This window comes from Flavimaribacter sediminis (genome assembly GCF_019492055.1).
GTDB classification, from domain to species: Bacteria; Pseudomonadota; Alphaproteobacteria; order Rhizobiales; family Rhizobiaceae; genus Flavimaribacter; species Flavimaribacter sediminis.
On sequence record NZ_JAICBX010000006.1, the window covers coordinates 1 to 25,455 of the forward strand.

Annotated in this window: 26 protein-coding genes, 1 tRNA gene and 3 pseudogenes; 11 read left to right on the forward strand and 19 right to left on the reverse strand. The window is 58.5% G+C overall.

What is annotated here, in order from left to right; translation table 11 throughout:
* Nucleotides 1-118: pseudogene (locus tag K1W69_RS27195) on the forward strand (IS630 family transposase); the annotation flags it as partial.
* Nucleotides 119-124: 6 nt separating this feature from the next.
* On the opposite strand, the pseudogene K1W69_RS27200 reads toward K1W69_RS27195, so the two are convergent.
* From K1W69_RS27200 to ggt, 10 genes and pseudogenes are all read right to left on the reverse strand, one after another.
* Nucleotides 125-1,069, reverse strand: a pseudogene (locus tag K1W69_RS27200) (dihydrodipicolinate synthase family protein).
* The gene (locus K1W69_RS24145) at nucleotides 987-2,171 is read right to left on the reverse strand and encodes a CaiB/BaiF CoA transferase family protein (protein ID WP_220231044.1); all 1,185 of its coding nucleotides are present in this window, start codon (nucleotides 2,169-2,171) and stop codon (nucleotides 987-989) included. The pseudogene K1W69_RS27200 and the gene K1W69_RS24145 overlap by 83 nt, the downstream one beginning before the upstream one ends.
* 27 nt (nucleotides 2,172-2,198) lie before the next feature.
* Nucleotides 2,199-3,278 (reverse strand): S-methyl thiohydantoin desulfurase family protein, encoded by a 1,080-nt coding sequence (locus K1W69_RS24150; RefSeq protein WP_258571341.1) that lies wholly within the window; start codon nucleotides 3,276-3,278, stop codon nucleotides 2,199-2,201.
* 7 nt (nucleotides 3,279-3,285) lie between these two features.
* Nucleotides 3,286-3,900 carry a pyridoxamine 5'-phosphate oxidase family protein gene (locus K1W69_RS24155; protein ID WP_220231046.1) on the reverse strand — a complete coding sequence of 205 codons (615 nt, stop codon included), beginning with the start codon at nucleotides 3,898-3,900 and terminating at the stop codon, nucleotides 3,286-3,288.
* Nucleotides 3,897-4,784 (reverse strand): ATP-binding cassette domain-containing protein, encoded by an 888-nt coding sequence (locus K1W69_RS27345; protein ID WP_220231047.1) that lies wholly within the window; start codon nucleotides 4,782-4,784, stop codon nucleotides 3,897-3,899. Before K1W69_RS27345 ends, K1W69_RS24155 begins: the two co-directional genes overlap by 4 nt.
* The gene (locus tag K1W69_RS27350) at nucleotides 4,781-5,626 is read right to left on the reverse strand and encodes an ABC transporter ATP-binding protein (protein WP_220231048.1); all 846 of its coding nucleotides are present in this window, start codon (nucleotides 5,624-5,626) and stop codon (nucleotides 4,781-4,783) included. The genes K1W69_RS27345 and K1W69_RS27350 overlap by 4 nt, the downstream gene beginning before the upstream one ends.
* Complete coding sequence (locus tag K1W69_RS24170; protein WP_258571342.1) at nucleotides 5,623-6,507, reverse strand: ABC transporter permease; 885 nt, start codon at nucleotides 6,505-6,507, stop codon at nucleotides 5,623-5,625. Before K1W69_RS24170 ends, K1W69_RS27350 begins: the two co-directional genes overlap by 4 nt.
* A complete protein-coding gene (locus K1W69_RS24175) occupies nucleotides 6,507-7,529 on the reverse strand; it encodes an ABC transporter permease (RefSeq protein ID WP_220231049.1) in 1,023 nt (340 codons plus the stop codon). The genes K1W69_RS24170 and K1W69_RS24175 overlap by 1 nt, the downstream gene beginning before the upstream one ends.
* 105 nt (nucleotides 7,530-7,634) lie before the next feature.
* The gene (locus tag K1W69_RS24180) at nucleotides 7,635-9,191 is read right to left on the reverse strand and encodes an ABC transporter substrate-binding protein (protein WP_220231050.1); all 1,557 of its coding nucleotides are present in this window, start codon (nucleotides 9,189-9,191) and stop codon (nucleotides 7,635-7,637) included.
* A gap of 72 nt (nucleotides 9,192-9,263) precedes the next feature.
* A complete protein-coding gene (ggt, locus tag K1W69_RS24185) occupies nucleotides 9,264-10,973 on the reverse strand; it encodes a gamma-glutamyltransferase (RefSeq protein WP_220231051.1) in 1,710 nt (569 codons plus the stop codon).
* A 206-nt stretch (nucleotides 10,974-11,179) separates the two neighbouring features.
* Between ggt and K1W69_RS24190 the strand changes: the two genes are divergently transcribed.
* Complete coding sequence (locus K1W69_RS24190; RefSeq protein WP_220231052.1) at nucleotides 11,180-11,971, forward strand: IclR family transcriptional regulator domain-containing protein; 792 nt, start codon at nucleotides 11,180-11,182, stop codon at nucleotides 11,969-11,971.
* Nucleotides 11,972-11,983: 12 nt separating this feature from the next.
* Here K1W69_RS24190 and K1W69_RS24195 read toward each other — a convergent pair whose 3' ends face one another.
* The 6 genes from K1W69_RS24195 to K1W69_RS24220 all read right to left on the reverse strand — a co-directional run bounded on the left by K1W69_RS24195 (nucleotide 11,984) and on the right by K1W69_RS24220 (nucleotide 18,048).
* Nucleotides 11,984-12,955, reverse strand: a complete 972-nt coding sequence (locus K1W69_RS24195) for a phosphatase domain-containing protein (RefSeq protein WP_220231053.1) — start codon at nucleotides 12,953-12,955, stop codon at nucleotides 11,984-11,986.
* Nucleotides 12,956-13,100: 145 nt separating this feature from the next.
* On the reverse strand, nucleotides 13,101-14,393 hold the full coding sequence (locus K1W69_RS24200) for a TRAP transporter large permease (protein ID WP_220231054.1): 1,293 nt from the start codon (nucleotides 14,391-14,393) through the stop codon (nucleotides 13,101-13,103).
* Nucleotides 14,386-14,916, reverse strand: coding sequence for a TRAP transporter small permease (locus K1W69_RS24205; protein ID WP_220231055.1), 531 nt, complete (start codon nucleotides 14,914-14,916; stop codon nucleotides 14,386-14,388). The genes K1W69_RS24200 and K1W69_RS24205 overlap by 8 nt, the downstream gene beginning before the upstream one ends.
* A 57-nt stretch (nucleotides 14,917-14,973) precedes the next feature.
* Nucleotides 14,974-15,987, reverse strand: coding sequence for a TRAP transporter substrate-binding protein (locus K1W69_RS24210; protein WP_220231056.1), 1,014 nt, complete (start codon nucleotides 15,985-15,987; stop codon nucleotides 14,974-14,976).
* Nucleotides 15,988-16,176: 189 nt separating this feature from the next.
* On the reverse strand, nucleotides 16,177-16,818 hold the full coding sequence (locus K1W69_RS24215; RefSeq protein ID WP_220231057.1) for a Vgb family protein: 642 nt from the start codon (nucleotides 16,816-16,818) through the stop codon (nucleotides 16,177-16,179).
* Nucleotides 16,819-16,827: 9 nt separating this feature from the next.
* Nucleotides 16,828-18,048, reverse strand: coding sequence for an HTH domain-containing protein (locus K1W69_RS24220; protein ID WP_220231058.1), 1,221 nt, complete (start codon nucleotides 18,046-18,048; stop codon nucleotides 16,828-16,830).
* A 104-nt stretch (nucleotides 18,049-18,152) separates the two neighbouring features.
* Between K1W69_RS24220 and K1W69_RS24225 the strand changes: the two genes are divergently transcribed.
* The 3 genes from K1W69_RS24225 (at nucleotide 18,153) to K1W69_RS24235 (ending at nucleotide 20,140) form a co-directional block, all read left to right on the forward strand.
* The gene (locus K1W69_RS24225; protein ID WP_220231059.1) at nucleotides 18,153-18,446 is read left to right on the forward strand and encodes a hypothetical protein; all 294 of its coding nucleotides are present in this window, start codon (nucleotides 18,153-18,155) and stop codon (nucleotides 18,444-18,446) included.
* A 2-nt stretch (nucleotides 18,447-18,448) separates the two neighbouring features.
* Nucleotides 18,449-19,141, forward strand: a complete 693-nt coding sequence (locus K1W69_RS24230) for a DUF899 domain-containing protein (RefSeq protein WP_220231060.1) — start codon at nucleotides 18,449-18,451, stop codon at nucleotides 19,139-19,141.
* Between the two features lie 303 nt (nucleotides 19,142-19,444).
* A complete protein-coding gene (locus tag K1W69_RS24235; protein ID WP_220231061.1) occupies nucleotides 19,445-20,140 on the forward strand; it encodes an Ntn hydrolase family protein in 696 nt (231 codons plus the stop codon).
* A 75-nt stretch (nucleotides 20,141-20,215) separates the two neighbouring features.
* Here K1W69_RS24235 and K1W69_RS27210 read toward each other — a convergent pair.
* A pseudogene (locus tag K1W69_RS27210) lies at nucleotides 20,216-20,435 on the reverse strand (transposase); the annotation flags it as partial.
* 572 nt (nucleotides 20,436-21,007) lie between these two features.
* Here K1W69_RS27210 and K1W69_RS24245 point away from each other — a divergent pair.
* The 3 genes from K1W69_RS24245 (at nucleotide 21,008) to K1W69_RS24255 (ending at nucleotide 22,771) form a co-directional block, all read left to right on the forward strand.
* Nucleotides 21,008-21,652, forward strand: a complete 645-nt coding sequence (locus K1W69_RS24245) for a DUF433 domain-containing protein (RefSeq protein WP_220231063.1) — start codon at nucleotides 21,008-21,010, stop codon at nucleotides 21,650-21,652.
* Complete coding sequence (locus K1W69_RS24250) at nucleotides 21,649-22,032, forward strand: DUF5615 family PIN-like protein (RefSeq protein ID WP_220231064.1); 384 nt, start codon at nucleotides 21,649-21,651, stop codon at nucleotides 22,030-22,032. The genes K1W69_RS24245 and K1W69_RS24250 overlap by 4 nt, the downstream gene beginning before the upstream one ends.
* Before the next feature lie 214 nt (nucleotides 22,033-22,246).
* On the forward strand, nucleotides 22,247-22,771 hold the full coding sequence (locus K1W69_RS24255; RefSeq protein ID WP_220231065.1) for a hypothetical protein: 525 nt from the start codon (nucleotides 22,247-22,249) through the stop codon (nucleotides 22,769-22,771).
* 53 nt (nucleotides 22,772-22,824) lie between these two features.
* On the opposite strand, the gene K1W69_RS24260 is transcribed toward K1W69_RS24255, so the two are convergent.
* Complete coding sequence (locus K1W69_RS24260) at nucleotides 22,825-23,304, reverse strand: DUF2569 domain-containing protein (RefSeq protein ID WP_220231066.1); 480 nt, start codon at nucleotides 23,302-23,304, stop codon at nucleotides 22,825-22,827.
* A 231-nt stretch (nucleotides 23,305-23,535) separates the two neighbouring features.
* Between K1W69_RS24260 and K1W69_RS24265 the strand changes: the two genes are divergently transcribed.
* Complete coding sequence (locus K1W69_RS24265; protein WP_220231067.1) at nucleotides 23,536-23,784, forward strand: CpaF/VirB11 family protein; 249 nt, start codon at nucleotides 23,536-23,538, stop codon at nucleotides 23,782-23,784.
* Nucleotides 23,785-23,875: 91 nt separating this feature from the next.
* Here the strand turns inward: K1W69_RS24265 and K1W69_RS24270 are convergent.
* Nucleotides 23,876-23,951: transfer RNA gene (locus K1W69_RS24270), tRNA-Thr, on the reverse strand.
* A gap of 141 nt (nucleotides 23,952-24,092) precedes the next feature.
* Here K1W69_RS24270 and K1W69_RS24275 point away from each other — a divergent pair.
* Both K1W69_RS24275 and K1W69_RS24280 read left to right on the forward strand, forming a co-directional pair.
* On the forward strand, nucleotides 24,093-24,866 hold the full coding sequence (locus K1W69_RS24275) for an NAD kinase (protein ID WP_220231068.1): 774 nt from the start codon (nucleotides 24,093-24,095) through the stop codon (nucleotides 24,864-24,866).
* An 86-nt stretch (nucleotides 24,867-24,952) separates the two neighbouring features.
* The gene (locus K1W69_RS24280; protein ID WP_220231069.1) at nucleotides 24,953-25,453 is read left to right on the forward strand and encodes a hypothetical protein; all 501 of its coding nucleotides are present in this window, start codon (nucleotides 24,953-24,955) and stop codon (nucleotides 25,451-25,453) included.
* Nucleotides 25,454-25,455 lie beyond the last annotated feature (2 nt).

The following is a 25,455-nucleotide window of genomic DNA, read 5'->3' on the forward strand; positions in this document are numbered from 1 at the left end:
TCAGAAACGCACCATCGAAGAGACATGGCGTCATGTGGGAAGTCTCATCGAGACAATCGCACCCGGCGAATTTGAAAACTATCTCAAAAATGCAGGCTACGCTTCAATCAAAACCTGACGTGCTCTAATACGAGAGCAAGCCCGCGCGTTCCAGAACGCCGTCAAGGCGTTTCTCTAGTTCGGGCGTCAACGGCGCCATCGGCAGATGATGTTCGTTGCGGGAAATGACGTTCGCGACGGAAATCATCGCGCCGGATACGCCCAGCGCCAGCATCGCCAGCGTCGGCGGTTCCATCCCCGAGAAGATTTTCATGTCAGGAAAGCGGTTGAAGATCGCTGTCACCAGACCCGTCGATTCATCGGTGTTTTTCAATCCGGCGAAGTTCGGCGCATGGTCCCTGATCGCCGCGATCGTATCGACAGTGAGCCGTACGCCAGCGCGACCCGGAATGTGATAGATCATGACAGGCAGCTCCGTGCGCGCCATCACATCAAGGAAATAGTCCACCATCGCCCGCTCCGGCGGCTTGCAGTAGAACGGCGTCACGATGACAATAACGTCGGGCTGAAGATCATTGTATCATCGGATCATCTCGACGGTCTGGGCATGCGATTCCGAGGCGGTCCCAACGCATACCGGAACCCGGCCGTCGGATACTTCGACGGCGACGCTCGCCAACCGACACCTTTCCTCCGTAGTCAGTGTCGTGGGCTCGCCGATGGTGGCGTTCGTCAAAAGACCATTTGCGCCGTTCTCGATCTGCCATTCGCAGAGCCTGGCGTAATCCTCATAGTCGACTTCGCCGTTCCTGAAGGGAACAACAAGCGGCGTAAAGGATCCTCGCAAAAAGTCGAGATTGTCATGGGCCATTGTCACGCCTCCATCGCAGATTGGCGTCACCCTATCACAGCCTGCAATTATTACGTGCAATTTACATTCAAAGATATTCCGGCCGAGAGGACACACGCCCCATGACCAGCTTGATTTATCGCGAGAGCACGCCTGCCTTGCGCAGTTCCGCGATCTCCTCGTCCGAGTAACCGAGATCCGCGAGTATCGCATCGGCATGAACGCCAAGTTCCGGCGGCGGCCCGTCCGGAGTCTCTTCGACATCCATGAATTTCACCGGCTGCGGAACTGATCGCAATCGACCCTCGAGACCGTCTGTCGGTCGGAAGAAATCCACGGCCTGCAGGTGCTCGTCGTGCATCAGGTCCTGCATCGTATTGACGACGGCGTGCGGAATATCGAGCCTCGAGAAAGTGTCGACCCATTCGGCCGTCGTTCGGCTTGGCAACGCCTTTACAAGCACTCCGTACAACGTTTCCGAATTGGCGTTGCGGCCTGCAGCCGTCGCAAACCACGTCTCCTTCATCACCGCCTCTTCTCCGATGTCGGCGAGTGTCTTTTCCCAATGCGCGCCGCTGTACGGCATGACGGCAAGCCATCCATCGGCGGTTTTGTAGGGTCTGCGGTTGGGATTGAGAAGCCGGACGTAGCCGGGCCTGGCGTCTTCATTGAAACTGGCGCCGTCGAGATGCTCGTTGAGCAGAAAAGCGGTGATCGCTTCGAACATCGGCACTTCCACGGCGCAGGCTTCGCCGGAGCGCTCGCGGTGCATCAAGGCCGCCAGAATGGAATATACGACATGTAGCGCCGCGACCTTGTCGGCCATGATCGTCGGCGCGTATTGCGGCTCCCGGCCCATTTCCAGAGGAAGGGCTGCGACGCCGGACACAGCCTGGATCACGTCGTCATAGGCCGCCCTGCCGGCGTAAGGACCGTCGCTTCCGAAGCCGACCGCCGCGCAGTGAATGATCTTCTCATTCGCCGCGCGCGCCGCATTCAGGGAAAGGCCGAGACGGTCGGCGGCTTTCGGACGCATATTGTGCAGCAGCACGTCCGAGCGCTTCATAAGTCGCTTCAGAACCGCCTGGCCTTCCGGTTTGCGCAGATCGACTGCTATGCTCTTCTTGTTGCGATTGTTGTTGGCGAACAGCGCGCCCATGCCGCTCGGGCCAACAGTGCCGGAATAGCGCGCGAGATCGCCGTCGAGAGGTTCGAGCTTGATGACTTCAGCGCCGAGATCGGCCAGAATTTGTCCCGCCAGAGGACCCATCACGATTGTCGTTATTTCGAGGATGCAAATCCCATCCAACAGTTTTTTCATTCAAAATCTCCAGCCGGCGACGAACCTTCAAGCCGCTAGCGGAGTAAATGTCAATTCCGGGTATCCGAACGCCTGCGGGCCGACCACTTCAAGGGCCCTGTCGGATTTCATCAGCGGGTGGGCCGGCATGCCGATAACAGCAACCCGCTGACCGAAGCGCAGCATCTCCGTTGTGATCGGCTCCCCCGTATCGATCTCGAGATTCATGATGAGGTCAGGCACCATGATCGCCGGTTCTCCATCGATCCAGAGCACCAGGTTTTCGTTCTGAATCGCGATTCGCGCTTCCGATCCCGACCATTGATCGAACCCGGACAGCAGGGCGTGTCCGCGGGCGAACCCGCCAGTCAACTCGCGTCTGACATCGGTAATTTTGCCCGTGAAGAATATCCGGCCGGCCGTCAAGTCGACGACACGCTCGATCACATTCAGCCGTTTTTGACGCGCGTCGAGCACCGTTTCTCCGATCTTCAGGGCAAGAGTCACCGTATCCGGCACGGCCGTTATGCGAACGACCTCCATGGAAAGCGGCGCTCCTGCGGCGCCCGCTCCGCCGCCCATATCCACGGCGACCGTTCGCGCGAAACGCTCCAGCCATCGGGAATCCTGCAGTTCCCTCAAGAGCACCACGTTTCCCTTGTCGTCCGCAAGCGCAGTCAGCGACGCCTGCGGTCCGTAGATGGAGAACGTTGTCATCTGCACTTCGGGAAAGGCCCTGCCCATCCCGTCGCCGTCAATCACCGGCAGACCGGCCTTGGCCGCCGTGATGATGGGAGCCATGGCGTTTGCGCCGCCGATTTCCGCCGCGATCAGCGCTGACATCCTTACGCCGGCCGCTTCCTCGATAGCGCGAAGAGCCCTGAAGCATTCGCCGCCTTCGGACAGCTTTTCGATCCCCACCACCGGCGCGCCGATGCTGCCCACACGCCCGACCCATGCATCGTCCGGCAGTTCGTCGAGCGACGCGATTTCCACTTTGGCGCCGCCGCGGATCATCTCCCGGGCGCGCAGCATCCCGATATAGGGATTGCCGCCTCCGCCGGTGCCAAGCAGGGCTGCGCCGATCGAGAGAGGCTGCAAATCGGATTCCTTCAGACAATACATCATCGTGAAGTCACCACATGGATTTCGCGTAGCCATCCGCCAGATTGGCGTCCAGTTCCTCGCCGCTCTGGGCAAGCGCAAGCTGGTCGCGCATGATCTGCCCAAGCGTCGGCAGTTCGGTCCGGTTCGGCCAGGTCTCGGGCTGCCAGAGCTGCGAACGCATGAACGCCTTGGCGCAGTGCATGTAGACGGCCTTGATCTCGACAACCATGACCGCCAGCGCCGGACGGCCGTCCACCGCGAACTCCTGGCGCAAGTCATCATCCGTGGTAAGCCGGGCGATACCGTTGATTCGCAGCGTTTCATTCATCCCGGGAATGAGGAAAAGCAGCCCGACGGCCGGGTTTTGAATGATGTTTTCCCAGGTGTCTAGACGATTGTTTCCCGGCCGGTCCGGAATGGCTATAGTGGTGTCGTCCAGAACTTTGACGAAACCCGGCTTGTCGCCTTTCGGCGTCGCGTCGGCGTTGCCTACCGCGTCCTGTGAGCCGATCACCACGAACGGACAACGAGAAAGGAAACCCTTTGCGTGCTGTTCAAGCTTTTTCAGTTCCTTGAGCACAGCGCCGCCTTTTGCTTCGCGATACACCGTCCTCAATTCTTCCCGTGTCTCGATAAATTTCATTGTTCCAACCTTTCGAAGCTTGTATTGCTCCCCACCGGCAACCTGTCCGAGGTGAGGACTTCCCCGTCAACCAGCGGCAGCGCCGGACGCATCGCCTCCTCTTCGGCCGACATCACGGGAACTGATGCAAGCAAAAGTTTTGTGTAGTCGTGACTGGGTTTTTCAAACACATCGGCGGTCGCCCCCGCTTCCACGATCCGGCCTAGATAAAGCACACCTACGTCCTGAGCGAAATTGCGCATGAGGCTCAAATCGTGGGAAATGAAAAGAAATGTCAGGTCGAGCCGCCGTCCAAGATCCACGAGGAGATCGATAACCTTCGCCTGCACGGATACGTCCAGCGCGGATGTCGGCTCGTCGAGCACAAGAAGTTTCGGGGGCATGGCAAGCGCACGTGCAATCGCGACGCGCTGTTTTTGCCCGCCTGAAAGCTCGTGCGGATAGCGTTCGGCGAACTCAGCCGGCAGCTGCACCATTTCAAGAAGTTCGTCGATCCGCCGCGCCCGGTCGTGGCGCGGATGACCGTGTGCATCCAGCGGCACCGAAATGGACTGTCCAATGGTGCGGCGTGCGTTCAGCGAAGATCCGGGGTTCTGAAACACCATCTGGACCTTGCCGCGCCTTGAGCGGCCGCTGCCGGCGTCGGTAATGTTCAGGCCATCGAGATATATATTTCCGGCGGTGGGGCGGGTCAGCCCCATGATCATGCGAGCGATGGTCGACTTGCCCGAACCGCTTTCTCCCGCCAGACCGTAGACCCGGCCAGGTTCGATGCTGAACGACACGTTGTCGACCGCTGTCACTTCGCCCGAAATCCGGCCGAAAGCGTTGCGCACGGGAAACGTCTTGGTCAGGTTTTCTATCCGGAGCATGGGACCGCTCATCGCGCCGCCTCCGACGTTCCGAACGTCATCCCGCCAGTCAGACGCGGCACCGCCGCGATCAACTGCCTTGTATAGTCTTCCTTGGGTTCAGCGAAGAGTTCGGCTGTCCGCCCCTGCTCGACCACCTTGCCCTTGTGCATCACGTAAACATAGTTCGACGTCTCGCGCACCACGCCGAGATTGTGGGTTATCATCAGCAACGCCAGATGCTGCTCCTGAACCAGCTTTTTCAGGAGCTTGAGGATCTGCGCCTGCGTGGTCACGTCGAGCGCGGTGCCCGGTTCGTCGGCGATCAGCAACCGTGGTTCGCTCAGCAGCGACATGGCGATCAGCACCCTTTGGCACATGCCTCCCGACAGCATCACCGGATAGGAGCGCGCGACCCGCTCTGGCTCGCGCATGCGGACCTGTCCCAGGACTTCGAGCACCCGATCCATGCGCTGCGTGCGCGTGCGCCGTCGACCAAGGCGGCGATCCGCGTATTTCAGGATCGTTCGCATCTGATCGCCGATCGAGAATACCGGGTTGAGGGAGCGCACCGGGTCCTGGAAGACCATGGCCATCGCGGTGCCCCGCAGCGCCAGCCGTTCCTTTTTCGGCATTGTCAGGAGATCGCGTCCGTCGTAGAGGATACGGCCTGCTGTAATAGTCGCAGGCGGTTGGCGAAGAATTCCCATAATCGCCTTGGTGGTCACCGTCTTGCCCGAGCCGGTTTCGCCGACAAGCGCGACTTGCGATTGGGCGGCGACATCGAGAGACACGTTTTTCAGCACACTGAGCGGTCGGCCATAGGTGGTGAAATCGACACAGAGATCACGGACGCTGAGCAAGGCTTCGCTCATCGGATCTCCTCCACGTCGAAGAGGTCGCGCAGACCGTCGCCGAGCAGAATGAAGCCGAGAGCCACGAACAGGATGGCGCAACCCGGTAGCACGGATTCCCACCAGTAATCCGGCAGGAAGTCGGATCCGGACGCGACCATAGTCCCGAGATCGGGCGTCGGCGGCTGTATGCCAAGGCCGAGGAACGACAAGGACGCGCCGACGATGATAACGAAGCCGCAATCCAGAGATGTCTTGACGGCAAGCGCTGAAACGCAATTGGGCAGGATCTCGCGAAACAGAATGTGCATCTTGCCGGCGCCGAGCGTCTCGGCCGCCTCAACAAACTCCTGACTGCGCAGTTGCCGTGTGATCGCGTAGATAAGCCGCGCGTGCCATGTCCACCAAAGGCCGGCAATGGCCAGCATCGCGTTGATGAGGTCGGGAGACAGGACGGCCGCCACGGCGAGCGCCATCACCAGCGCCGGAATGGCGAGAGCGATGTCGGTTATGCGCATGATGATGATATCGACCCAGCCGCCGAAATAGCCAGCGACCAGACCGAGAATAGTTCCGACAGGAACCGCGATGCCTAGCACTACCACCGCCAGAAGCAGCGATATGCGCATGCCGAATATCGTGCGGGAGAAAATATCGCGTCCGACATTGTCAGTTCCGAACCAGTAATCCGCAGACGGCGGAAGGTGACGGGAACGAAAATCCACCACTGCTCCAACATGCTCCGGATAAGGCGTGATGAACGGTGCGAAGATCGCTGCGAGAATGCACAAAATCACGATGCCGGCACCGATCAGCGCCGTCGGATTGCGCGTGAAGCGATACCAGTTCTGATCGGCGTTGGAGAGCCGGCGCGGTTGGGAAACTGATGTCGCGTCCGTCATCAGCGCGCTCCCCTGACACGAACGCGCGGATCGACCACGCCGAGCATGACATCGATCGCCAGATTGACCGCAACGAAGAAGACGCCCGAAACCATCACCACGCCCATGACGGCGTTGAGATCCTTCTGCATGATGGCGCGGACGCCGTAGGCGGCCATGCCCGGCCAGGAGAAGACCAGCTCCACGACAAAGGCGGAGCCGATCAGAGACGCGAAGGCGAGACCGAGAATGGTCATGGGAGGAACGAAGCTCGGCCGCAGCATGTACTTGAAGATCTGCACCCGTTCCGGAACTCCGAAAGCGCGACTCGCTTCAATATAGTCCTGGCTGGAGACGTCGATCATCGACGATCGCGTTGTCAAGGCGATCTGCCCGAGCGTGGCGGAGGACAGCGCAAGCGACGGCAGCAACAAATGCCTTACCGCCTGCACGAAGACGTCGGGACGTCCGAGTAGCAGGGAATCGATGGTCAACAGGCCGGTAATGCTCGCCGTAAAATCCATTCCGTGCGGCAGCCGCCCCGTGGTCGGCAACACATGCAGGACATAGCCTGCGAGGATCTGAAGCAGCAAGGCGAGAAAGAAAGCCGGCGCAACGGCGGAAAAAAGCGCCACCAGCCGCACCACGTTGTCCGGCCATCGATCCTTCCAGTAGGCGGCCGCCACGCCCATCGGCATGCCGAACAGGAAGGCGAGCGTGATCGTGAAGAGCACCAGTTCGAAGGTGGCGGCGAAGGTGTCTCGAATATCGTGGTTGACCGGCCGTTCCGTCAGCAGCGAATAGCCGAGATCGCCGCGCGCCAGACCGGCGACGAAAAGGCCGTACTGCTCAACCATCGGCTTGTTCAGCCCAAGCTTGTCCTGCAGCGCCTGCACCTGTTCCTGGCTTGCGCGCGGACCCAGCGCGAGCCGAGCCGGATCGCCGGGCACCCCGCGCGCGATGGTGAAGATCACCATCGACAGGCCGACAAGCACCAGCAGCGACCAGAGAATTCGCCGGACCAGGAAGAACAGGAATTCCAAGAAAGGGGCTCCTTCGACAGCGCCGGCTGAAGGCGACGGGCAACGGTTTCAAACGAAACAAACCATCATTGCCCGTCACACTAACACGTCAGCGGACTGACCGCTTTACTCGCAGTTCCAGCTCCAGCGCGTAAAGTCGTACGGCACCGACTGCATGGGCACATATTTGTAACCTGTCAGGCACTTGTCGATCGCAAGCTGCGCATCGAGGGTCAGCAGGAAAACGTCCGGCTGCATGTCCACCAGCTTGTGCTGCAGCGACCGGTAGATTTCCGCCTGCTTGTCGACGTCCGCCGTTCCGCGCGCCTCGTTGATCATCGCGTCGACTTCAGGGTCCAGCAGCCATTCCATCGACGCCCACGTGCCGGCTGAATCCGAGTGATACTGCGAGAAGAATATCGAATCCGGAGAGGGATAGACCGGGCCGAAGAAGATCTGGTTTACGGCCGGCGTCGTCTCCTCCTTCGTCGCAATCTCGGTGATCCGGTTCCAGGGATCCGCCTGCTGCGTGACCTTGAAGCCGAGCTGCTCGAGATTTGACTGCATCAGCAGGCTGATCTCCTCCTCGAACTTCGTGCCGGCGACATAACCGAGCGTGATCGGAATTTCCTGCCCGGCGTATTTCGACTTTTCGATTTCCGCCTTCGCTGCTTCCATGTCGAAAGCAGGCGCCGGGATGTCGTCCGCATGGAAATCCGCAAAGGCGGACGGCAAGGGCGTAGACAGCAATCCGCCCGGATAGATCACCTCGCGAATCGTGTCGTAGTCGGTGGCCAGAGCGATCGCCTTGCGAATGTGGATATCGTCGGTCGGCGCGATCTTCGTGTTGAGCTTCAACAGAAACACCGTCGCGGTACTGAACTTGTCGATATAGAAGCGGCCCATGTCTTCCAGCGCCTTGTAGGTGTCCGGCGCCTGGAATGCTCCGCTCACGGTCAGTTCACCGGATGCGGCGAGCGATCGGACGGTCGCCTCGTCGTTCACGACGATCCATCGGACTTCGTCTATTGGCTTGTCGTTGAAGCCTGCGAAGTAATCCTTGTTGCGCACGATCGTCAGACCGGTGCCGCGGTCATAATCCTTCACCAGGTAGGCGCCGGAGCCCGCGACGTTGGTCGACAGCCAGGTCTGGCCGTCATCGTCGCCTGCATTCTCCTTCACGATGTCGGCGTTGAGAATGAAGATCGAGGGGACCGTCGCAAGGAATGGCGAGAAGGTCTTGGACAGGGTGAACTTGACGGTCTTCGGGTCGACGGCCGTCACTGCGCCTTCGTCCAGAACGCCCTTGAAGAGGTTCGCCGGCCCCTGGTTGATGCGCTGCAGTCGTTCGATGGAGTAGACGACGTCGCTTGCCTCAACCGGGGATCCGTCGGTGAAGACAGCGTCGTCACGAATCTTGAACACGACTTCCTTCGCGTCGTCCGAGACCTCCCAGCTTTCAGCGAGCTCGGGCGCCAGCGCGCCGCCCTCCACCACCGTCAGCAACGCGTCATACAGATTGACAACGGCGGCGTAGTCGTTCTGGTCGGACATCTTTGCCGGATCGAGCGTGCGGAAAATCTGTCCCGTGCTCACTGTAATCATGTTGTCCGCCATCGATGGCGTCGCGCCCAGCAAAACTGCCGTTAACGCAGTCGCTGCGATAAAGCTCTTCCTGCTCATTGCATGTTCTCCTTGTTCATTTTCCAGTTCCCCGTTTGCGCCCGAAATCCATGGTCCCGGGTCCGCCGAACTTTATTGTTCCTTGTGCGCCTTCGTTGGGTCGGGCCAGAAGGTGACGCCCTCGCGCGCCAGCCCTCCGCCGATCGCCATGGGGGCGCCGTCCGCTCGCCAGCAGGCGGCGCCCTCCATGTGAGCGCCATCGAAACCGATCGCCGCCATCCCGCCGCCAACATGAGCAACCCCGCGCACCGTGTGTCCGAGTTTTGCAAGCGCCTCGTGAACATCAGGCGGGAATCCGAATTCAACTTCCGCTTCCTGGCCCTGGGTGAAAACCCGTGGCGCCTCCACGGCTTCCTGCAGGCTCATGTCATGGTCGATGATATTCATGATTGCCTGAAACACGCAGGCGGGAATGCGATGCGCGCCCGGCAGACCGAGGGCGAAAGCCAGATCGCCCTCCTTCATGCCGATAAATGCGGATATACCGCTGGTGATCCGCTTGCCGGGCTCCAGTGATAAAGCGTTGCCCGGATGCGGATCGAACAGATACATGTAGTTGTTCGGAATGATCCCCGTTCCGGGGAAAACCAGTCGTGCGCCGAACAGGCTGTTGATCGTTTGTGTGGACGTCACGACATTCCCTTCGCCGTCGGCGATCGTGACGTGGGTCGTATTGTCCGACTCGTTCAACAAAACCTGCGCCTTGTAATCACTCGCGCAATCCATGCTGATTTCCGCGCGCCGACGATCGGCGTAGGTCTTCGATACAAGTCGCGCGACCGGCACGTTGACGAAGGCAGGATCGGCCGTCGCCGCCCGCCGGTCGGATGCGGCGATCTTCAGCGCTTCCAGCACGAGGTGCAGCGTTTCGGGCGCTCCGAAGCCGCTGCCGGCAATATCGTAGCGCTCCATCAGGTTCAGCATCTGGATGACATGAACTCCGCCGGAACAGGGCGGCGGCGGGCCGATCAGATCGTAGCCGCGATAATTCCCATGGACCGGCGTGCGCCACTCGGTTGTGTATCCGGCAAGATCATCCGCAGTCACGAAGCCGCCATTGGCGGTCATGTATTCGGCGATTTGCCGGCCAAGCGCTCCATTGTACAGCGTCTCAGGTCCTTCCCGGGCGATCAGCCGGAGGGTTTGGGCGTAGTCGCGCTGGACGAGCTTGTCGCCTGCAGCCAGCGGCTGGCCTGCGGGAAGAAATATGGCGGCAATTGCCGGATCCCGCGACAGATCGGCGGTGTGCTCGGCGATACAGCTTGCAAGATAGGGCGTTACGAGGAAACCGTTTTCCGCCAGTCGCACAGCGGGTTCGACGACGTCCTGCAGTTTCAGCGTTCCGAATTCATCCAGCATCTCGCACCAGGCGCGAAGATTGCCCGGAACCGCGATGGAGCGAATACCCACCCTGTTTTCGCGGTTCGCTGTTTCCATATAATCCGGCCAGTCATCGGATACCGGCGTGTAGGTGTCAGGTGTACAGCCCATTGGCGCCGTGCACAGGCCGTCGATCACCGCTTCACGACCGTCCGCTGTGCGGACAACCGCACATCCGCCGCCGAAAAAGCCCACCATCATGGGTTCGACCACGGTCAGCGCGAACAAGGCCGCAACCGTGGCGTCGGCGGCGTTGCCGCCTCTCGCCATGATTTCGATCGCCGCCGCCGAGGCCAGCGGATGGTTGGTGACCGCCACGCCGCGGGACCCGGTAACCGGATCCTTTTCACAGGAAAATTGCGCTGCCCGTGCAACCGAAGGCGACACCTGTTGGCTGGACATTCACTCTACTCTCTATAAGGGTTCATCTAGTGAACCCGCTGTTCAAAAATAGATTAACAGACACATCAGCGCTGCTGTCAAGGTATCGGATACAAATAGACCGCATATCTGTTGATCTTCCTTTGCCTGGCGTTACAGGCGATGCTAGGGAGAATCGTCTGGTTCATCAGTTGAACCAATCAGTGCAGAACAGCAAGGGATTCAGAGTGGAAAAAAGCAGCAGGCAGCGCAGCCCGGTTTACAAAGCCGTCTCGGCGTCATTGAAGGTTCTGGAAGTCCTGGAAGCCCTCAACGATGTCGGACCTGCAGGTCTCACCGCGTTACACAAGCGCGCTGAACTTCCGAAAGCCACGACGCTTCGGATGCTCGAGACCCTCTGCTCAGCGGGTTTCGCCACATACGATCCCATCGACAAGACCTACGCCGTCGGCCTGCACGCCCTTGCGTTAAGCCGCGGTTACAATCCGACTGACGAAATCGTTGCGATCGCAAAACCGGTCGTCAACGAATTGCGCGCCGATCTCGGATGGCCGTCGGACATCGTGATCTGCCAGAACGACCGTCTTGTCATCGCCGATACGAACACGAAGCAGGCCCACTTCTCGATTGTGAGGCACCGGGGTCCCGGCTCACAGCTTCCGTTCACGATCTCGGCCACGGGACGCGCCTGGCTGGCCTTCTGTTCGCACGAAATGCGCGAACGCATCCTGGAGTTCGAAAACCCGCATCCCCAGGAATCACGGGATCTGCTCGCCAATCCGGAAAGAATGCGGGCGATCATCGACGAGACGCGCCGCAGGGGTTACGGTCTGCAATCGGGGGAATTCTTTGACGCCGAAGCGGGCGCCGGCGTGCCGGTCATCGTCAATGGCAGCTTGCGCTGCTGCATCAACATCGTCACCGCCCGCAACGCCGTTTCGGTCGAGCAGATCGAGCGGCAATACGTTCCGAAGATGCAAAAGGCTGCCGAAGCGATCGCCGCCACCGCCGGTAAGTGACGCAGACTCAGCCTATACCGACAGGATTCCGGTTTCGAATCGCTCTCTGGCGTGCGCTTCAACGCCCAGGCCGCGGATCTTCTCGATCCACTGGCGGTCGCGCGCGTCGACTTCACGCCCGGCGACACGAAACCATGCGGCCAGAAAACGATCCGGGTGGCGCGCCACCGCCGCATGATAGATCTCCGGATCGTGCTGACCCGTATCGCCGATCAGAATGAACCGAAGCGACGGGTTTGCTTCGAGCACCTTGTCGATCATGCTTCCCTTGTGCTCGCCGTGCGAACCCTTGATGAAGCGGTCTTCCGAAATTCCGAGGTCCCGCAGAAAAAGCGGACCATGTATGAGGTTGTTGCGTCTGAAGATTTCGACCAGGAATGCATGCAGGTTCCAGGGCGACGAACTGATGTAGAACACCGGATTGACGCCGTCATGGAGAGCCTTGAGAAACGCCACGGAGTCCGGAAAGACCTGACGGCTCGCGACATTTCCGGTCAGCGTATTGTAGATATTGCGCTTCAGCGACCAGGCCTGCGTCCGGATCAGCGTGTCGTCTATGTCAGAGATTATACCGAATCTGGCCTTGTCGTGAGGTATGACGACCGAAAGGCTGGCGCTTGCCTCATGACCCGGCAGGCTTGCTTCCACAGCCGTTCTTTCGCCGTCGCCGACAGGCACGTCGATCGCGAAATAACCCTCTTCGTCCGTGGTCGTCGATAGCCCCTCGACCACGACCTCGATATCCGGAATTTCATGCGTGATGAACCGGGCGATCATGTTGCGGAGGTTGCTCCACCTGGAACTGTCCGCCGGCAGGTCGGCGACGGGAGATCCGTTCAGAACCCTGCCCCGCACATGAAGGCCTTCAGGCGATGCGTACCCGATAAAGGGATCAATATAGACGGAATCGGTCTTTCTGCTGGGCTTCAGGCTGTCCCAGATCCGCTCACCGCGGATGGCGTTCTTGAGCAGGAAACGTTTCATACTCGGTCGGGTATATATTTATTCCTGAACTGTCCGCAATGACCCGCGCAACAAGTTTTCACATTCGCGTTTCAAGGTGTGACTGTTCAAACGACACAGGAACTCGCCGTAGCCGATGTCGTCGTGAAGGAACCTTGCTGATGCCCTACATCGAATTCGGCAAAAACAGCACCAGGCCGGGCAGCAGAATAAGGATCAGGAGCCGAATGAGGTCGGTCGCCACGAATGGCAGGACCCCGCGAAAGATGCTGCCTAGCTTCACGTCGCGCGCGATCGTGTTGATGACGAAGACGTTCATGCCGATCGGCGGCGTGATCAGACCGAGTTCCACCGTCATGACGATGATCACGCCAAACCAGATCGGATCGAAGCCCAGTTGCAGGATGACGGGAAAGACGATCGGCACCATGAGAATGATCATGGCCATGGCGTCCAGAAAACAGCCGAGCACCACGAATAGCGCCATGATCAGGAGCAGGGTTCCGTAGTCGCCAAGTCCGAGGTCAATAAGAAAGCGCGTCAGGTTTTGCGGCACCTGGGTCACGGCAAGAAAGTAGCCGAACAGGATTGCCCCGATCAGGATGGTGTAGATCGCCACCGAGGTTCTGAGCGCTTCGACAAGACCCTCGAGCAGTCCCGCGGCGTTGAGCCTGCCCCGCGCGAAGCTGATCAGCGCCGTCAGCACAGCTCCGACTGCGGCCGCTTCGGTCGCCGTGGCAATGCCGAAATAGATGGTGACGATCACCGCCACGAACAAAAGCGCCACCGCCCATACGCCGCGCAGCGCCGCAATCGCCTCGCGCAGATTGAAGGGCGCGTCCGCCGGCAGCCGCGCGCCGAACCAGATCCGCACCGTCGCCATATACATCAACACGGCCAGAATGCCCGGTACGATGCCGGCGATGAACAGCGTGCCGATATCCTGTTCCGTTATGTAACCGTAGACCGCCAGAACGACGGAAGGCGGAATGAGAATGCCCAGCGTTCCGCCTGCGGCGATGACGCCGGTCGCCACTTCGTCGCGATATCCGGCGCGTTTCATTTCCGGATAGGCGATATCGGTCATTGTCGCGGCCGTTGCGACGGATGAACCGCAAATTGCAGAAAATCCGGCGCATGCGCCGACCGTCGCGATGCCAAGTCCGCCCTTGAAAGAGCCGAGCGTGGCGTTGGCGGCGCGAAAGAGTTCCCGGCTCATGCCGGAGCGCGTCGCGAGCACTCCCATCAAAATGAAGAACGGAATGAGCGTCAGGTTGAAGTCAGTCACCGTCCGGATCGGCGAAGTGGCGAGCAAATTGAGCGCAGGCGTCCAGCCCACGACCAGGCCGAAACCTCCGATGCCGACGATGCCCATCGCAACGCCGATCGGTACGCGGATCAGCATGAGCGCAAACAGCGCAACGAAGCCGCCGGCGGCGATCAGGTCCCGCTCACTCATGCGGAGCCTCCTCGGGAATGGTCTCGTAATCCTCCAGATCTTCGTGATAGCGCCAGATGCGCCATATGCGGATCAATGTCATGATCAGCGCCGCGACAAGGCCAAGCACGATAGCGCTCAGAAACGGCCAGTGCGGAATGCGCAGGTCCATGGTGACCTCGCCGCCGGTCAATTGCGAAAGAACCCGTCCGCCGATTTTCCAGACAAGCGCGGCTGTAAAGATGAAAAGCACGGTCCAGGCGACGATGTCGAGCCAGCGGCGCAAGTCAGGGCGCAACATATGGGCCAGCAGATCGACCTTGATGTGGCTGCCGCGATAGGCGACGGAGGCGAAGCCCCAAATAATAGCTACCGCCAGGGTCAGCCTGGAAAGATCGAAAGCGTCCGGAAGCGGCGCTGTGAACAGGTAGCGCCCGATCGCCGATACGAAGATGATCAGCGTCACAACGCCCAGCATCACGGCGGCGATGCGTTCAATCCACAAAGCCACGCGATCCGTCGACCGCCGGCGATCAGAGGCCATGGCGTGTTTCCTCGTTGAAAAAGGAGAGGAGCGCGCCCCTCTCCTTCAGTGTCTGCGTTATTTGTTGAGCGTGCCGTTGGCCTCAAGCGCCGAACGCATGCCTTCCAGAACCGCGTCCGGATCATAACCGGCATTCTTGACGTCCGCCTTCCAGGCCTCAAGAGTCGGGACAGCAGCCTCGCGCCACAATGCGATCTCTTCGGCGGTCGGCGTGTAGACGGTATGCTCCGGATCGTTCATGATTTCCTGACGAACATTCGTGTCATACTCCGTCCAGCCGGCCGAGAACTGCTTCGACCATTCCGGCGTGCAGTGATCGTCGATCACCTTTTTCTGATCCGCGCTCAGTCCGTCATAGGTCGCCTTGTTGAACAGGATGACCTGGGCCGACAGATAAAGCGGCATGTCATTATGGAACTTGGTTTCCTCGCCGATCTTGAAGATCTTCATGGCCTCATAAGGAAAGGTCACGGCGTCCGCCGTGCCGCGGGCAATGGCTTCGCGGGCTTCCGGCGCCGGCACCTGCACCGATGAACCGCCAAGAGAGTTGACGAACCGGGCCATGGTCGAGTGGGCGGGGCGCACGCTCAGGCCTTTCACGTCGGCCGGAACCTTGATCTCGTTCTTGCCGTGGAAACGTCCCGGCTCGTGCGGATTGACCAGGCAAAAATAGACGTCGCTCATTTCCTTGTCGGCGTAGTCGAGATACCACTCGTGAATCGCCTTCGAGGCGTTCAGGCCGTCATTAGCCAGAAACGGAACGCCGACGAGTTCGAAAATCGGAAAACGGCCGGCGTTGTAGCCGGGATTGACGTATCCGATATCGGCGATCCCGTCGCGGGTCATGTCATAGTGGTCCGGCGCCGCGCCCAACTGCTGAGCCGGAAACACCTCGAAAGTGATGGAGCCGCCGGAAGCGTCGGTGATCGATTCCATCCATGGCGCCATGCCGGTCTGCGGCACAGCGTGCTGCGGCGGCAGCCAGTGAGCAAATCTAAGCGTGACGTCCTGCGCCTGCGCGCCGACGACGCTCATGCAGACAGCGGCCGCCGTTAAGAGTGTTCTCTTCATGTAATCCTCCCTTTCGCCCGGTAGCCCGGGCTCGATAGTCCAGTGATGCTCCTCCAGCATCGACCACAAAGTGATCGATAGCCGATCACGAGGCAAGAGGCAAAGAGAGTCAAGCCATAATAGCCCTGCACAAGAACAATTCTGATTGATAACAAAATCTGTCTGGATACCGGAAGGCGGGCAAGCCGCTCAGGATTCCGCTGTCGGCCGCCGAACTTCCCGTAATAAGCAGCTGTCGCCGCCGCCGCAGAAAAAGCGGTCGCCGCCGTCGGATTCCAGCCCGGAAACGCCGGCTCCGTCGGGCATCTCCAGTCGCTCAAGCACATCTCCCGTCGCCGGGTCTATGCGCCGGATATCGCTTTCCGTGCCTTCCCATGTGCCATGCCAGAGCATGCCGTCGACCCAGGTGACGCCGGTGACAAAGCGATCGGATTCGATCGTGCGGACCACCTTTCCGGTATCGGGTTCAACCTGATGGATCTTGCGTCCGCGATGCTGCCCGACCCACAAGAATCCTTCCGCCCAGGCGAGCCCGGAATCCCCTCCTTCGCCTGGCGCCGGGATCGTTGCCAGCACCTCGCCGGAACCGGGATCGATCTTGCGGATCACGGCTTCGGCGATCTGGTAGAGGTGTTTTCCGTCATAGGCTGTGCCGGCGTCGGCGGCGATGTCGAGCGACTGCGTTATCTCGCCGCCTTCGGGATCGAGCGCGTTCAGCTTTTTTCCGGTGGCGAACCATATCCGGTCGCCGTCAAAGGTGACTCCGGCCACGTTGGCGACGCCCGGAAACGGGCCATATTCTCTGAGGATTTCTGCAGGTGAGTGTTTCATAGGCGCATCCTAACCCGCGATGGTTGATGCGGGGAGTAACAAACTTGTCGGGAAACCCGGTACTTGCGGCGCCATCCACCGGCAGGCGCGCCCTCGCCCGAAAGATTCGACCCTGCCCGTTTCGGCGAGTTTATCGAGGGCGCGCAAAACCGTCCGCGAACTGACGCCGAGCGCCAGCGCCAGAGCCGAACTCGACCAGGCCTCCCCATCGGCAAGAAGCGCCAGCACCTCTGCGTGATCGCTATCGGCCGGCGGCGCAAGAACTGCGACCTTGTCAGCGCCATGCGGGATCAGCATAAACCCGTCTTTGGTCGCAACCACATCGGCCAGCAACTCGATTTCCTTGCGCAACCGCGCAATCTCCACACGCAGTCTCGCGCGATGCGAATCGTCGGATTGGCGCGCGCGAAAGGCGCGTTCAAGCAGCGTTTCCCGCGAAGCGTCCTCCGGCCACGCTTCCGCCAGCGCTCGAACGAGCGCCAGCAGGACTGGTCGCGTTGCAAGCGATACAGGTGTCTCTCTCCGGGATATGACATTGCGGCAGGCGTCCACGATGAGCGCATCTGTCGCCAGCAGCGCTTCCACCTCTGCGAGCCCGATCTCACGTTCTTCGTGGTTCGAGATCAGTCTCCCCGCGGGAGCGGAGAACGCGCGCATGGCGCGGTCAACCTCGACGCCCAGTGCCGGAATGGCCGTCTCGCTTGCATAATGCGCCGCCCTTTCCAGCGAAGCTCGCGCGTCGGACGCCCTGACGCGGCGGATTGCGACGCCGGCGGCCACCAGTTCAAAGCCGACGCGTGACGCCGGCGGCAAGGCGTCGGCGTCCAACTCCCTGATCATCCGTTCGGCCTCGTCCAGGCGACCGATCAGCAGATGCTGGCGCGCGTCAAGATAGCCGGCGTGGGCGGCGTTGACGCGATCGCCAAGCCTTTTCAGCGTCGCTTGCGCAGGGCCGAGCAAACGAAGCGACTGGTTGAGATCGCGCGACACGAACGCAATCTCCGCCTCGGCGACGATGCAACGCGCACGGGATATCTGTTCATTTTTGCCGAAGGCGCGCGCGGCCCTGCGCAACAGCTCCCTTGCGCGCGGCAGGTCACCGAGCTGCGCCATGGCGACGCCGCGCAAAGCCAGCGCCGGAGCGTCGTCGCGCAACGCTATCCGTTTCAGCGCGGCTAGAGGATCGCCAACAGAAAGCGCGCGTCCCGCAGAGTTGATCAGCGAGTCCATGCAAATCCCGTCATACTTGTAACTCTCACTTTCTCTGCCTGTTGGCCTACATCCTTGCTCATCCCGCAATGACCGCAAAGCCGGGAACGGACGGAGCAGAGAAAATGACACTATTTGCATTTACACGGAAGAGATCGTCACACAGCGGGCCGACGCGTAACCTTGCGGACTGGCTGGCGTTGGCCGCAGCGCCGACCTTCGCCATGATGGCCTGGCTTTCTGCGGTTGACGCGCAAGAAATGGCGATATGCGCGAGCGACTCCAGCTTTTCGCCAGTCAACACCATGGCCCTTATGTACCTCATTATGGGCCTTTTCCACCTGTCGCCGTGGCTGAAACTTGCCTTCACCCGTACGCAACGCCTCGACAAAACGACGATACCTACCAAAGGAGAGTAATCATGCAACACGCCATCGTTTCACATTCGGACTGGCTCGCAGCCCGCAAGGAGCTGTTGAAAGCCGAAAAGGACCTGACGCGCCTTCGCGACAAGGTCGCGCAAGACCGGCTCGCCCTGCCTTGGGCGCGCGTCGACAAGGCGTACCTTTTCGATACGCCGGAAGGACAACGTTCGCTCCCGGATCTTTTCGATGGCCGGTCGCAGCTTCTGGTGCAGCATTTCATGCTGGGACCGGGTTGGAAGGAAGGCTGTCCCAGTTGCTCTTTCATGGCCGACCATACGGACGGTATGAACCTGCACCTCGCCCACCACGACGTCACAATGATCGCCGTCTCGCGCGCGCCGCTCGATGAAATCGAACTTTATCGCAAGCGCATGGGCTGGAAGTTCAAATGGGTCTCGTCCTTTGGAAGCGACTTCAACTATGATTACCGGGTCAGCTTCACGCCGGAGGAAATCGCGAGCGACCGCATCGACTACAATTTCGGCGAATGGTCCATGGCGGGCGAGGAAATGCCAGGCGTCAGCGTCTTCTTCAAGGACGGGGCCGGCGACGTCTATCGCACCTACTCCACCTATGGCCGCGGCGTCGAGGTCATGATGGGCGCTTACGCCATGCTTGACCTCACGCCTAAAGGCCGCAACGAGGCCAGGGGCATGGACTGGGTGCGCCGCCACGACCGGTACGAATAGATCAGGCGCTATGAAGACAGTAACCGACCTAATAGCACAGTGATAGCGCTCGGGACGGCATTCTTGGGTTTGTAACTCCAGCCATCGATTGCCGTCCTGCCTTTTCAACGGCCGGCCATGTCAGAAACTCACGTCCCGGCTCTGACAGATTGGCGCGGAACCGCACCCTGACAGCCGTAATTGACGTCTCCCCTGTTGGAACCATTCATAGTGAATCAGGGTTTACTGTCTTAAGCACCTCGCGTCCCGCCCGGCATTTGGCGCGAGGGATGCCCAGGAAATCCGACTTGAGAGGATAGCTACATGACAGTTGTGCTTGCCACCGTGTGCCGAGATGGAGTCGTGCTTGGCTCGGACTCCCAGATCACGGACAAGGGGCGAGGCATGACATATCCCGCGGAGAAGATTCACCCCCTGGGCGAGCTTGCGGCATGGGGCGGAAGCGGCGCAAGATCGGTGCTTGCGGATGTAGAACGGAAATTCAACGAAAACAGCGCTGCAATCTTGGAAGCGCCCGACATTGGTCGCGCGCTGCAGGCGCAGGTGCTGCCTGTACTTGAGCATCACTACGACACGTTCATCCCGGACGTGCCGGGCGAAGAAGGCGGCGGAACCCCTTCGGCGTATGTTATGGCCGCCGGTTGGCGAAACGGGGAGCCATGGATCCTGGAAATCACGCCTTCGGGAATGATCGGGCACTACGCCGACATAGGTTTCCATGCTATTGGCAGCGGTGCGCCTATGGCCCAGCAGGCCGGTTCCCTGCTGTCCCACTTTCACCTCGCCGAGCGATCATTGCAATTCGGCTGCGCAGCGGTCCTGCGCGTGCTGAAGGCGCTCGACATGACCTCCGCCAGTGTCGGTGAGCCGTTTAGCCTGTGTCGCATCAACGAAGAAGGCGCCCACCACCTCAGCGACAAGGAAATTGAGAAGGTAAGCCATGTCGTGCGTCGATGGGAGGACGCAGAACAGGCCGTCATCGCCGATATTTTCGATTGAACGGCTCTATTCGAGGCAGGCAAGCAAATCTTCCAGCCAGTGCGCGCCAAGTCGGCTAGAGCCGCAGAGGCATCCCCCACCAGTCTGATGCCTGTCATACCAGGTGTAGAATGTTGATTCCGGGATGCCGGGTTTATCAAGCGTCTGTTTGGCGGACAGATGCGATTGTTCGACCGGCCGGATGATTTCAATCTTCTCGGATGCGGAATATCTCATTCCTCGTCTCCCCCATCCGTGAACATGCTTTTTTGAGAAGCCGAACTTCCAAGGCTTGCTCCGCCGTAATTTCCTTGAGAGGGCAGCGGACGTGCGAGACGGTATTTCGGGCAGATCATCGCGCGGATGGAAGCGCTAGCCAGCGCCATGCCGGAAGCTGACTACAAGACAGCTCAGACGTGGCTTCGTAGCCTGCCTCAGAGCCAACAGAAAGCGGCGCTGAAAGCGTTGATTAACTGAGTGGATATGTGGCGCTGCATTTCGGGTGGACTCCGCCTTTTGCTTCTGCAGCGACCAAAACCGCCATTACCGAAGGAATAGAATTGGCACGACTACCGACCAGGGATGATTTGGTCAACTTCAAGCCGCTCCAGGAGCTTCTGAAGAACGAAGCGGACACAATCGAGCGGATGATGGAGGCCAAATGAGTAGGATTGCTGCTGTGAGTCGAAGAGGTGCATGGACAGCCATGCGGATAATGCCTCGCAGCAAAGTTTGATCGATATGAGAGTGTTGAGAGTGTTGCTTATCGCCAACACTGACATAAATTCTTTGGTAAGTAATTGATTTCACTATATCACACAGACGCTTTGCCATCTTGCGCGTTCTACTACAAGGCGTAACATAGGGATTATCAGGGAACTCGCAGCTATGGCTGATTCGACGAACATAATATCAGCATTCAGCGAAGAACACGTTGAAAGGCTGACAGGGGTATCGAAGCAACAACTTCGATATTGGGACAGGACTGACTTTTATCGTCCTGAAATGAGCGACGACAACCGGCGCGTAGCATTCAGCCGGATATATTCGTTTCGAGATATAGTACAGCTTCGCATCCTGAATGTACTTCGCAACCAATACAATGTGCCACTACAGCACCTGCGCAAAGTATCTCAAGAACTAAGCTATCTATCCGAAGATAAATGGACGGCAACCGAGCTATTTGTTCTAAATAGACGGGTTATTTTTGCTGAACCTGGCACCGAAAAATACAGAGAAATAGTTAGCGGACAGTATATTATTGGCCTTCCACTTAGAACAGTAGTGTCGGATACACGTGAAGCAGTGGCCCAACTGTCCAAAAGAGAACCATCCGACATGGGTCAAATCGAAAAGAAACGGAATGTAAGTAGAAACGCTGCAGTCATAGCTGGTACTCGAATCCCCGTTTCAACCATTGTTGAATTCCACAAAGCTGGTTACAGTCCCGAACAAATCATAAAAGAATATCCGAGCCTTACTAAAGCGGATGTAGAAGCTGCTATAAAATTTGAAGGACGTAATGCTGCGTGAAGCTGCTACTGGATGAGGGGGTTCCGGTTTCGGTCGGGAAAGTATTCGAGAAGGCGGGCCATGATGTTACTTACTTTAACAACAGCGGCCTAGCTAAGGGCGCTGCTGATCCTATAGTTTGCGCCGCTGCAGCGGCAAGCGACGCTATTCTTGTTGCTGCAGATCACGACATGAAGACGCTCGCAAAAGGCCACGGAATTACAAATGCTCGGTTTAAGAAAATGGGCCTGATACGCTTCGAATGTGAAAAACCAAAAGCTTCTGAACGTTGCTCTGAAGCACTATCGTTGATCGAACATGAGGAACAACTAGTGCTTAAAGGGCTTTGTGAGCGGGTATTTGTCGTAGTCGCAAAGGCAACTCTTCGCGTACACCGATGACCCGATCAATGGTTGACGGGAAAAACGGGTTGTTAGCTACCGGAAATTGAAGCATACTGAACGCACCTGACAGGGATTGCCGTCCCCGCCAGGCACTTGCCACCACCAGCGTTGAAGCGCTGCCAGTGACCGACTTCCTTCTACATCACGAATCCGTCGAAGCAACGGCATTGCATCCTCCTGTGCTGGAAAATTTCCAAATGAGGAGAAGACAATGCAATCGACAAATGTGTACTTTACCACAGCGGACGGAAGTCCCGGCACGCTGCTTCAGGCATGCGACTTGCTGAACGAGGCCAAAAGATTGGCAGATGCGGTTTTCATGACTTGTGAAGCCATGTCAGACTATGAAGCCGGCGCTGTTCAAGCAGTGATGCTGCCGCTTAAAAGCAAGATGGAAGATTGCCATACCATCATTGATAGTATTCGTGGCGACAAGTGGAGTCCCGATTCGGAACTGCTCAAAGCCCAACAGGAGTTCATCGAGGCCGATGCTCATTGGCGTGAGCTCGTGAATGCCGACGATCTCGACGACCCTGATAAGGATGGCGCGGTTTCCGAAGCTTTGGACAAATGCAAGGAGATCGCCGACAGGCTTTTCGCGATGCCGGCCAGCACCATGGAAGGGGTTGCTGCCAAGGCTCGTGTAGGGGAACTTTCGGGCTGGGGCACTGACAATCCCGATCCGGATCACGTTCTGGCTTTAACAGCCGACCTCAAGCGGCTCAGCGCCCGATAAAACCGCAACCGTTGCGGATCTGGAGGCCCGTCATCTTGGCGGGTCATTTTTTGTTAGCGGGTGAACGTAGCTTTAACCCTCTCAGATACCAACATGTACGGAACCCATATGAACACAGTAGCACCAGACTTTGCTAACTCCGTTATGGTAGGGGTATCGAAAATTGGTTCACTAGGAAGCACAATCTTGATTGACATCGCATCTACAAAGACGAACACGAAACCAAAAACTGCGAGATATATGAATAGTCTTGGAAAGAACTCTCTTTTTCGAAAGAATAAATATATCAGGTAAACACCCCCTAAGAACAGTAGTGCGTTTATACAGACTTCACTCAATATAATAACAGCCCAAAGTGGATGATAGGCCTCTGTCCCTGGCGTGGTGACATACTGAAAAGTTCCGTCAGTAAAGATAGGTACATATATGGGCAGTAATTCTGCCGCCGTACGAATTGGCGTGACAACGATACCGATTCCAACCAGGATCAGCCAGCCACCCAATCCTTCATATTGTCCCCGAACATCAGACATGGAATTCCCCTTTTCCACTGCCCAAACAATTTTTTTTCAACTTAACCCTGAAAACAGTATCTACCGGAACGCGAAACGTCAAAGTTGATAGTCGTATAGTTTCGTTTTCGCGCCAATTCAGTCGGTGAAATTCATAAGCAGCCAAGCTTGTTGGCTATACCCCACTTTCTCTCTGCGAGTTAAACCAATATATTCCCCGTGCGGCAGACCTGAAAACCATGGAGCCGCATTGTGACCATTTCCCTCGAAACTCTCTCTGACTTCAAACGCTCAAACGGCATCACGCTGTATGGCAATTGCGGCGCTCACGGGTGCAGCCATGGCAGAGCGCTGCCGATCGATGGGCTGATAGAACGCTTCGGACCGGATTACGTCATCATCGGCGAAACCCGCATCGCGTCTGCATTGCGTTGTGAAAGATGCGGCCATCGCGGCGGCGTTATCACCATTTCAGCAAGCGGATATTCGGGAAGGAAGTGAAATGGAAATCCGGACATTATGCGGACACAATTTCGCGAAGACACAGAATAATTCTGATCAACCGTTCATTATGTTGTTTTTGTTGAGTTTTTGGTGCCCCCGGAGAGACTCGAACTCCCGACCGCCTGATTACAAATCAGATGCTCTACCAACTGAGCTACAAGGGCAACGCGGTGCACTTATCATAATCGAAAAGTGTGTAAAGTTAAAATCGTCGAAATTATACAATCCTTAATCGCTGTATCCGATAGCCCTTGTATCCGCGATCGCCGAACGCCATCCTAGAAAGAGCTCTTGAAGGATCAATCATGACAGGTCGGACACCGTCTCTGGCGTTTGTATACAGCGAAGCCGACAGCGCGCGGCGCGCGGCGAAAAAACTCGCCGCTCTGTACGGCCAGACGGACCCTGAACATGCCGATGTGATCGTCGTCCTCGGAGGCGACGGCTTCATGCTGCAGATGCTGCACGAGAACATGCATTCCGACAAATTGCTCTACGGCATGAACCGCGGCTCGGTCGGCTTTCTTCTCAATGAATATCACGAACAGGGACTGATCGAACGCATCGCGGACGCCGTCAAACACAACATCCACCCGCTCGAGATGGTGGCGACCGACACGGAAGGAAACGAAACAGCAGCCTACGCGATCAACGAGGTCTCCCTGCTCAGGCAGTCCTATCAGGCCGCCAAGCTGCGCGTGATGGTCGACGGACGCGAACGTCTCGCGGAACTGATCTGCGACGGCGTCATGGTGGCGACGCCGGCGGGTTCGACCGCCTATAATCTCTCGGCGCACGGGCCGATCCTGCCGCTGGAGGCCCCCCTGCTTGCTCTCACGCCGGTCAGCGCGTTTCGTCCCCGGCGCTGGCGCGGCGCGCTTCTGCCTAACCGCGTGAAGGTCGATATCGAGGTTTTGGAAAACAGGAAACGACCGGTCAACGCCGTTGCGGACCATACGGAAGTCAAATCCGTCGTTCACGTCAGCATCCGCGAATCCAGCGAAGTCACCGTTCAGATCCTCTCGGATCCGGATCACAGTTGGGAAGACAGGATCCTGGCCGAACAGTTTCTCTACTAGCGACGAAGGCTCGGATTCGGTCGCATTGTCGTGCTATAGAAGGTGCTCACAGGCCCTGAATCAGGAAAACAGCCCGGGAGGCCGAAATGCCAACTACGTCCCTACCCTCCGATTTGAAGTCCGGCGCGCGCGCAGCCCTTCTGTCCCTTTTTCTCGCGTCCGGTCCCGCTACCATCGCGATAGCGCAAGAGAATGCGCGTGAAGCCGCCGACGCCCTCTCGCCAAAGGTGGTCGCCGTGGTGAGCGGCGGTCGATGGGAGAGTTCAGCCGACGGCGACGCCGGCAGCGGGTATTACCGCGCCGTCGCGGTTCGTTCGCAGGACAACACCTCAAGGCTCTATCTGCAGAAGCTTGGTCTATCGGACGGCAGCCCGACCGTTCTCGATACAAGAGAGATCCAGGAACTGACCGACATGAGCGCCTACATCACCGACATGCGGCCGGAGAACTCCACCGGCGTGTCGGAAAACGCCGGTTTCGTCACCTATGTCTACCTGAAGGAAGACCCGTCCATCACGGAGCCAGACACCTGGGAGCTCTTTGTCGACGAGTTCGGCGACCACGAATTCCTGCCGGCGAGCAACTGATC

Excerpts from the sequence above, each read along its gene's own strand:
- K1W69_RS24230 (WP_220231060.1), top strand. The coding sequence starts at position 18,449 with ATGCAACACGCCATCGTTTCACATTCGGACTGGCTCGCAGCCCGCAAG.
- K1W69_RS24215 (WP_220231057.1), bottom strand. The coding sequence starts at position 16,818 with ATGAAACACTCACCTGCAGAAATCCTCAGAGAATATGGCCCGTTTCCG.
- ggt (WP_220231051.1), bottom strand. The coding sequence starts at position 10,973 with ATGTCCAGCCAACAGGTGTCGCCTTCGGTTGCACGGGCAGCGCAATTT.
- K1W69_RS27345 (WP_220231047.1), bottom strand. The coding sequence starts at position 4,784 with ATGAGCGGTCCCATGCTCCGGATAGAAAACCTGACCAAGACGTTTCCC.
- K1W69_RS24225 (WP_220231059.1), top strand. The coding sequence starts at position 18,153 with ATGACACTATTTGCATTTACACGGAAGAGATCGTCACACAGCGGGCCG.
- K1W69_RS24280 (WP_220231069.1), top strand. The coding sequence starts at position 24,953 with ATGCCAACTACGTCCCTACCCTCCGATTTGAAGTCCGGCGCGCGCGCA.
- K1W69_RS24220 (WP_220231058.1), bottom strand. The coding sequence starts at position 18,048 with ATGGACTCGCTGATCAACTCTGCGGGACGCGCGCTTTCTGTTGGCGAT.
- K1W69_RS24275 (WP_220231068.1), top strand. The coding sequence starts at position 24,093 with ATGACAGGTCGGACACCGTCTCTGGCGTTTGTATACAGCGAAGCCGAC.
- K1W69_RS24245 (WP_220231063.1), top strand. The coding sequence starts at position 21,008 with ATGGCTGATTCGACGAACATAATATCAGCATTCAGCGAAGAACACGTT.
- K1W69_RS24155 (WP_220231046.1), bottom strand. The coding sequence starts at position 3,900 with ATGAAATTTATCGAGACACGGGAAGAATTGAGGACGGTGTATCGCGAA.
- K1W69_RS27350 (WP_220231048.1), bottom strand. The coding sequence starts at position 5,626 with ATGAGCGAAGCCTTGCTCAGCGTCCGTGATCTCTGTGTCGATTTCACC.
- K1W69_RS24150 (WP_258571341.1), bottom strand. The coding sequence starts at position 3,278 with ATGATGTATTGTCTGAAGGAATCCGATTTGCAGCCTCTCTCGATCGGC.
- K1W69_RS24210 (WP_220231056.1), bottom strand. The coding sequence starts at position 15,987 with ATGAAGAGAACACTCTTAACGGCGGCCGCTGTCTGCATGAGCGTCGTC.
- K1W69_RS24200 (WP_220231054.1), bottom strand. The coding sequence starts at position 14,393 with ATGAGTGAGCGGGACCTGATCGCCGCCGGCGGCTTCGTTGCGCTGTTT.
- K1W69_RS24195 (WP_220231053.1), bottom strand. The coding sequence starts at position 12,955 with ATGAAACGTTTCCTGCTCAAGAACGCCATCCGCGGTGAGCGGATCTGG.
- K1W69_RS24235 (WP_220231061.1), top strand. The coding sequence starts at position 19,445 with ATGACAGTTGTGCTTGCCACCGTGTGCCGAGATGGAGTCGTGCTTGGC.
- K1W69_RS24255 (WP_220231065.1), top strand. The coding sequence starts at position 22,247 with ATGCAATCGACAAATGTGTACTTTACCACAGCGGACGGAAGTCCCGGC.
- K1W69_RS24205 (WP_220231055.1), bottom strand. The coding sequence starts at position 14,916 with ATGGCCTCTGATCGCCGGCGGTCGACGGATCGCGTGGCTTTGTGGATT.
- K1W69_RS24145 (WP_220231044.1), bottom strand. The coding sequence starts at position 2,171 with ATGAAAAAACTGTTGGATGGGATTTGCATCCTCGAAATAACGACAATC.
- K1W69_RS24170 (WP_258571342.1), bottom strand. The coding sequence starts at position 6,507 with ATGACGGACGCGACATCAGTTTCCCAACCGCGCCGGCTCTCCAACGCC.
- K1W69_RS24260 (WP_220231066.1), bottom strand. The coding sequence starts at position 23,304 with ATGTCTGATGTTCGGGGACAATATGAAGGATTGGGTGGCTGGCTGATC.
- K1W69_RS24180 (WP_220231050.1), bottom strand. The coding sequence starts at position 9,191 with ATGAGCAGGAAGAGCTTTATCGCAGCGACTGCGTTAACGGCAGTTTTG.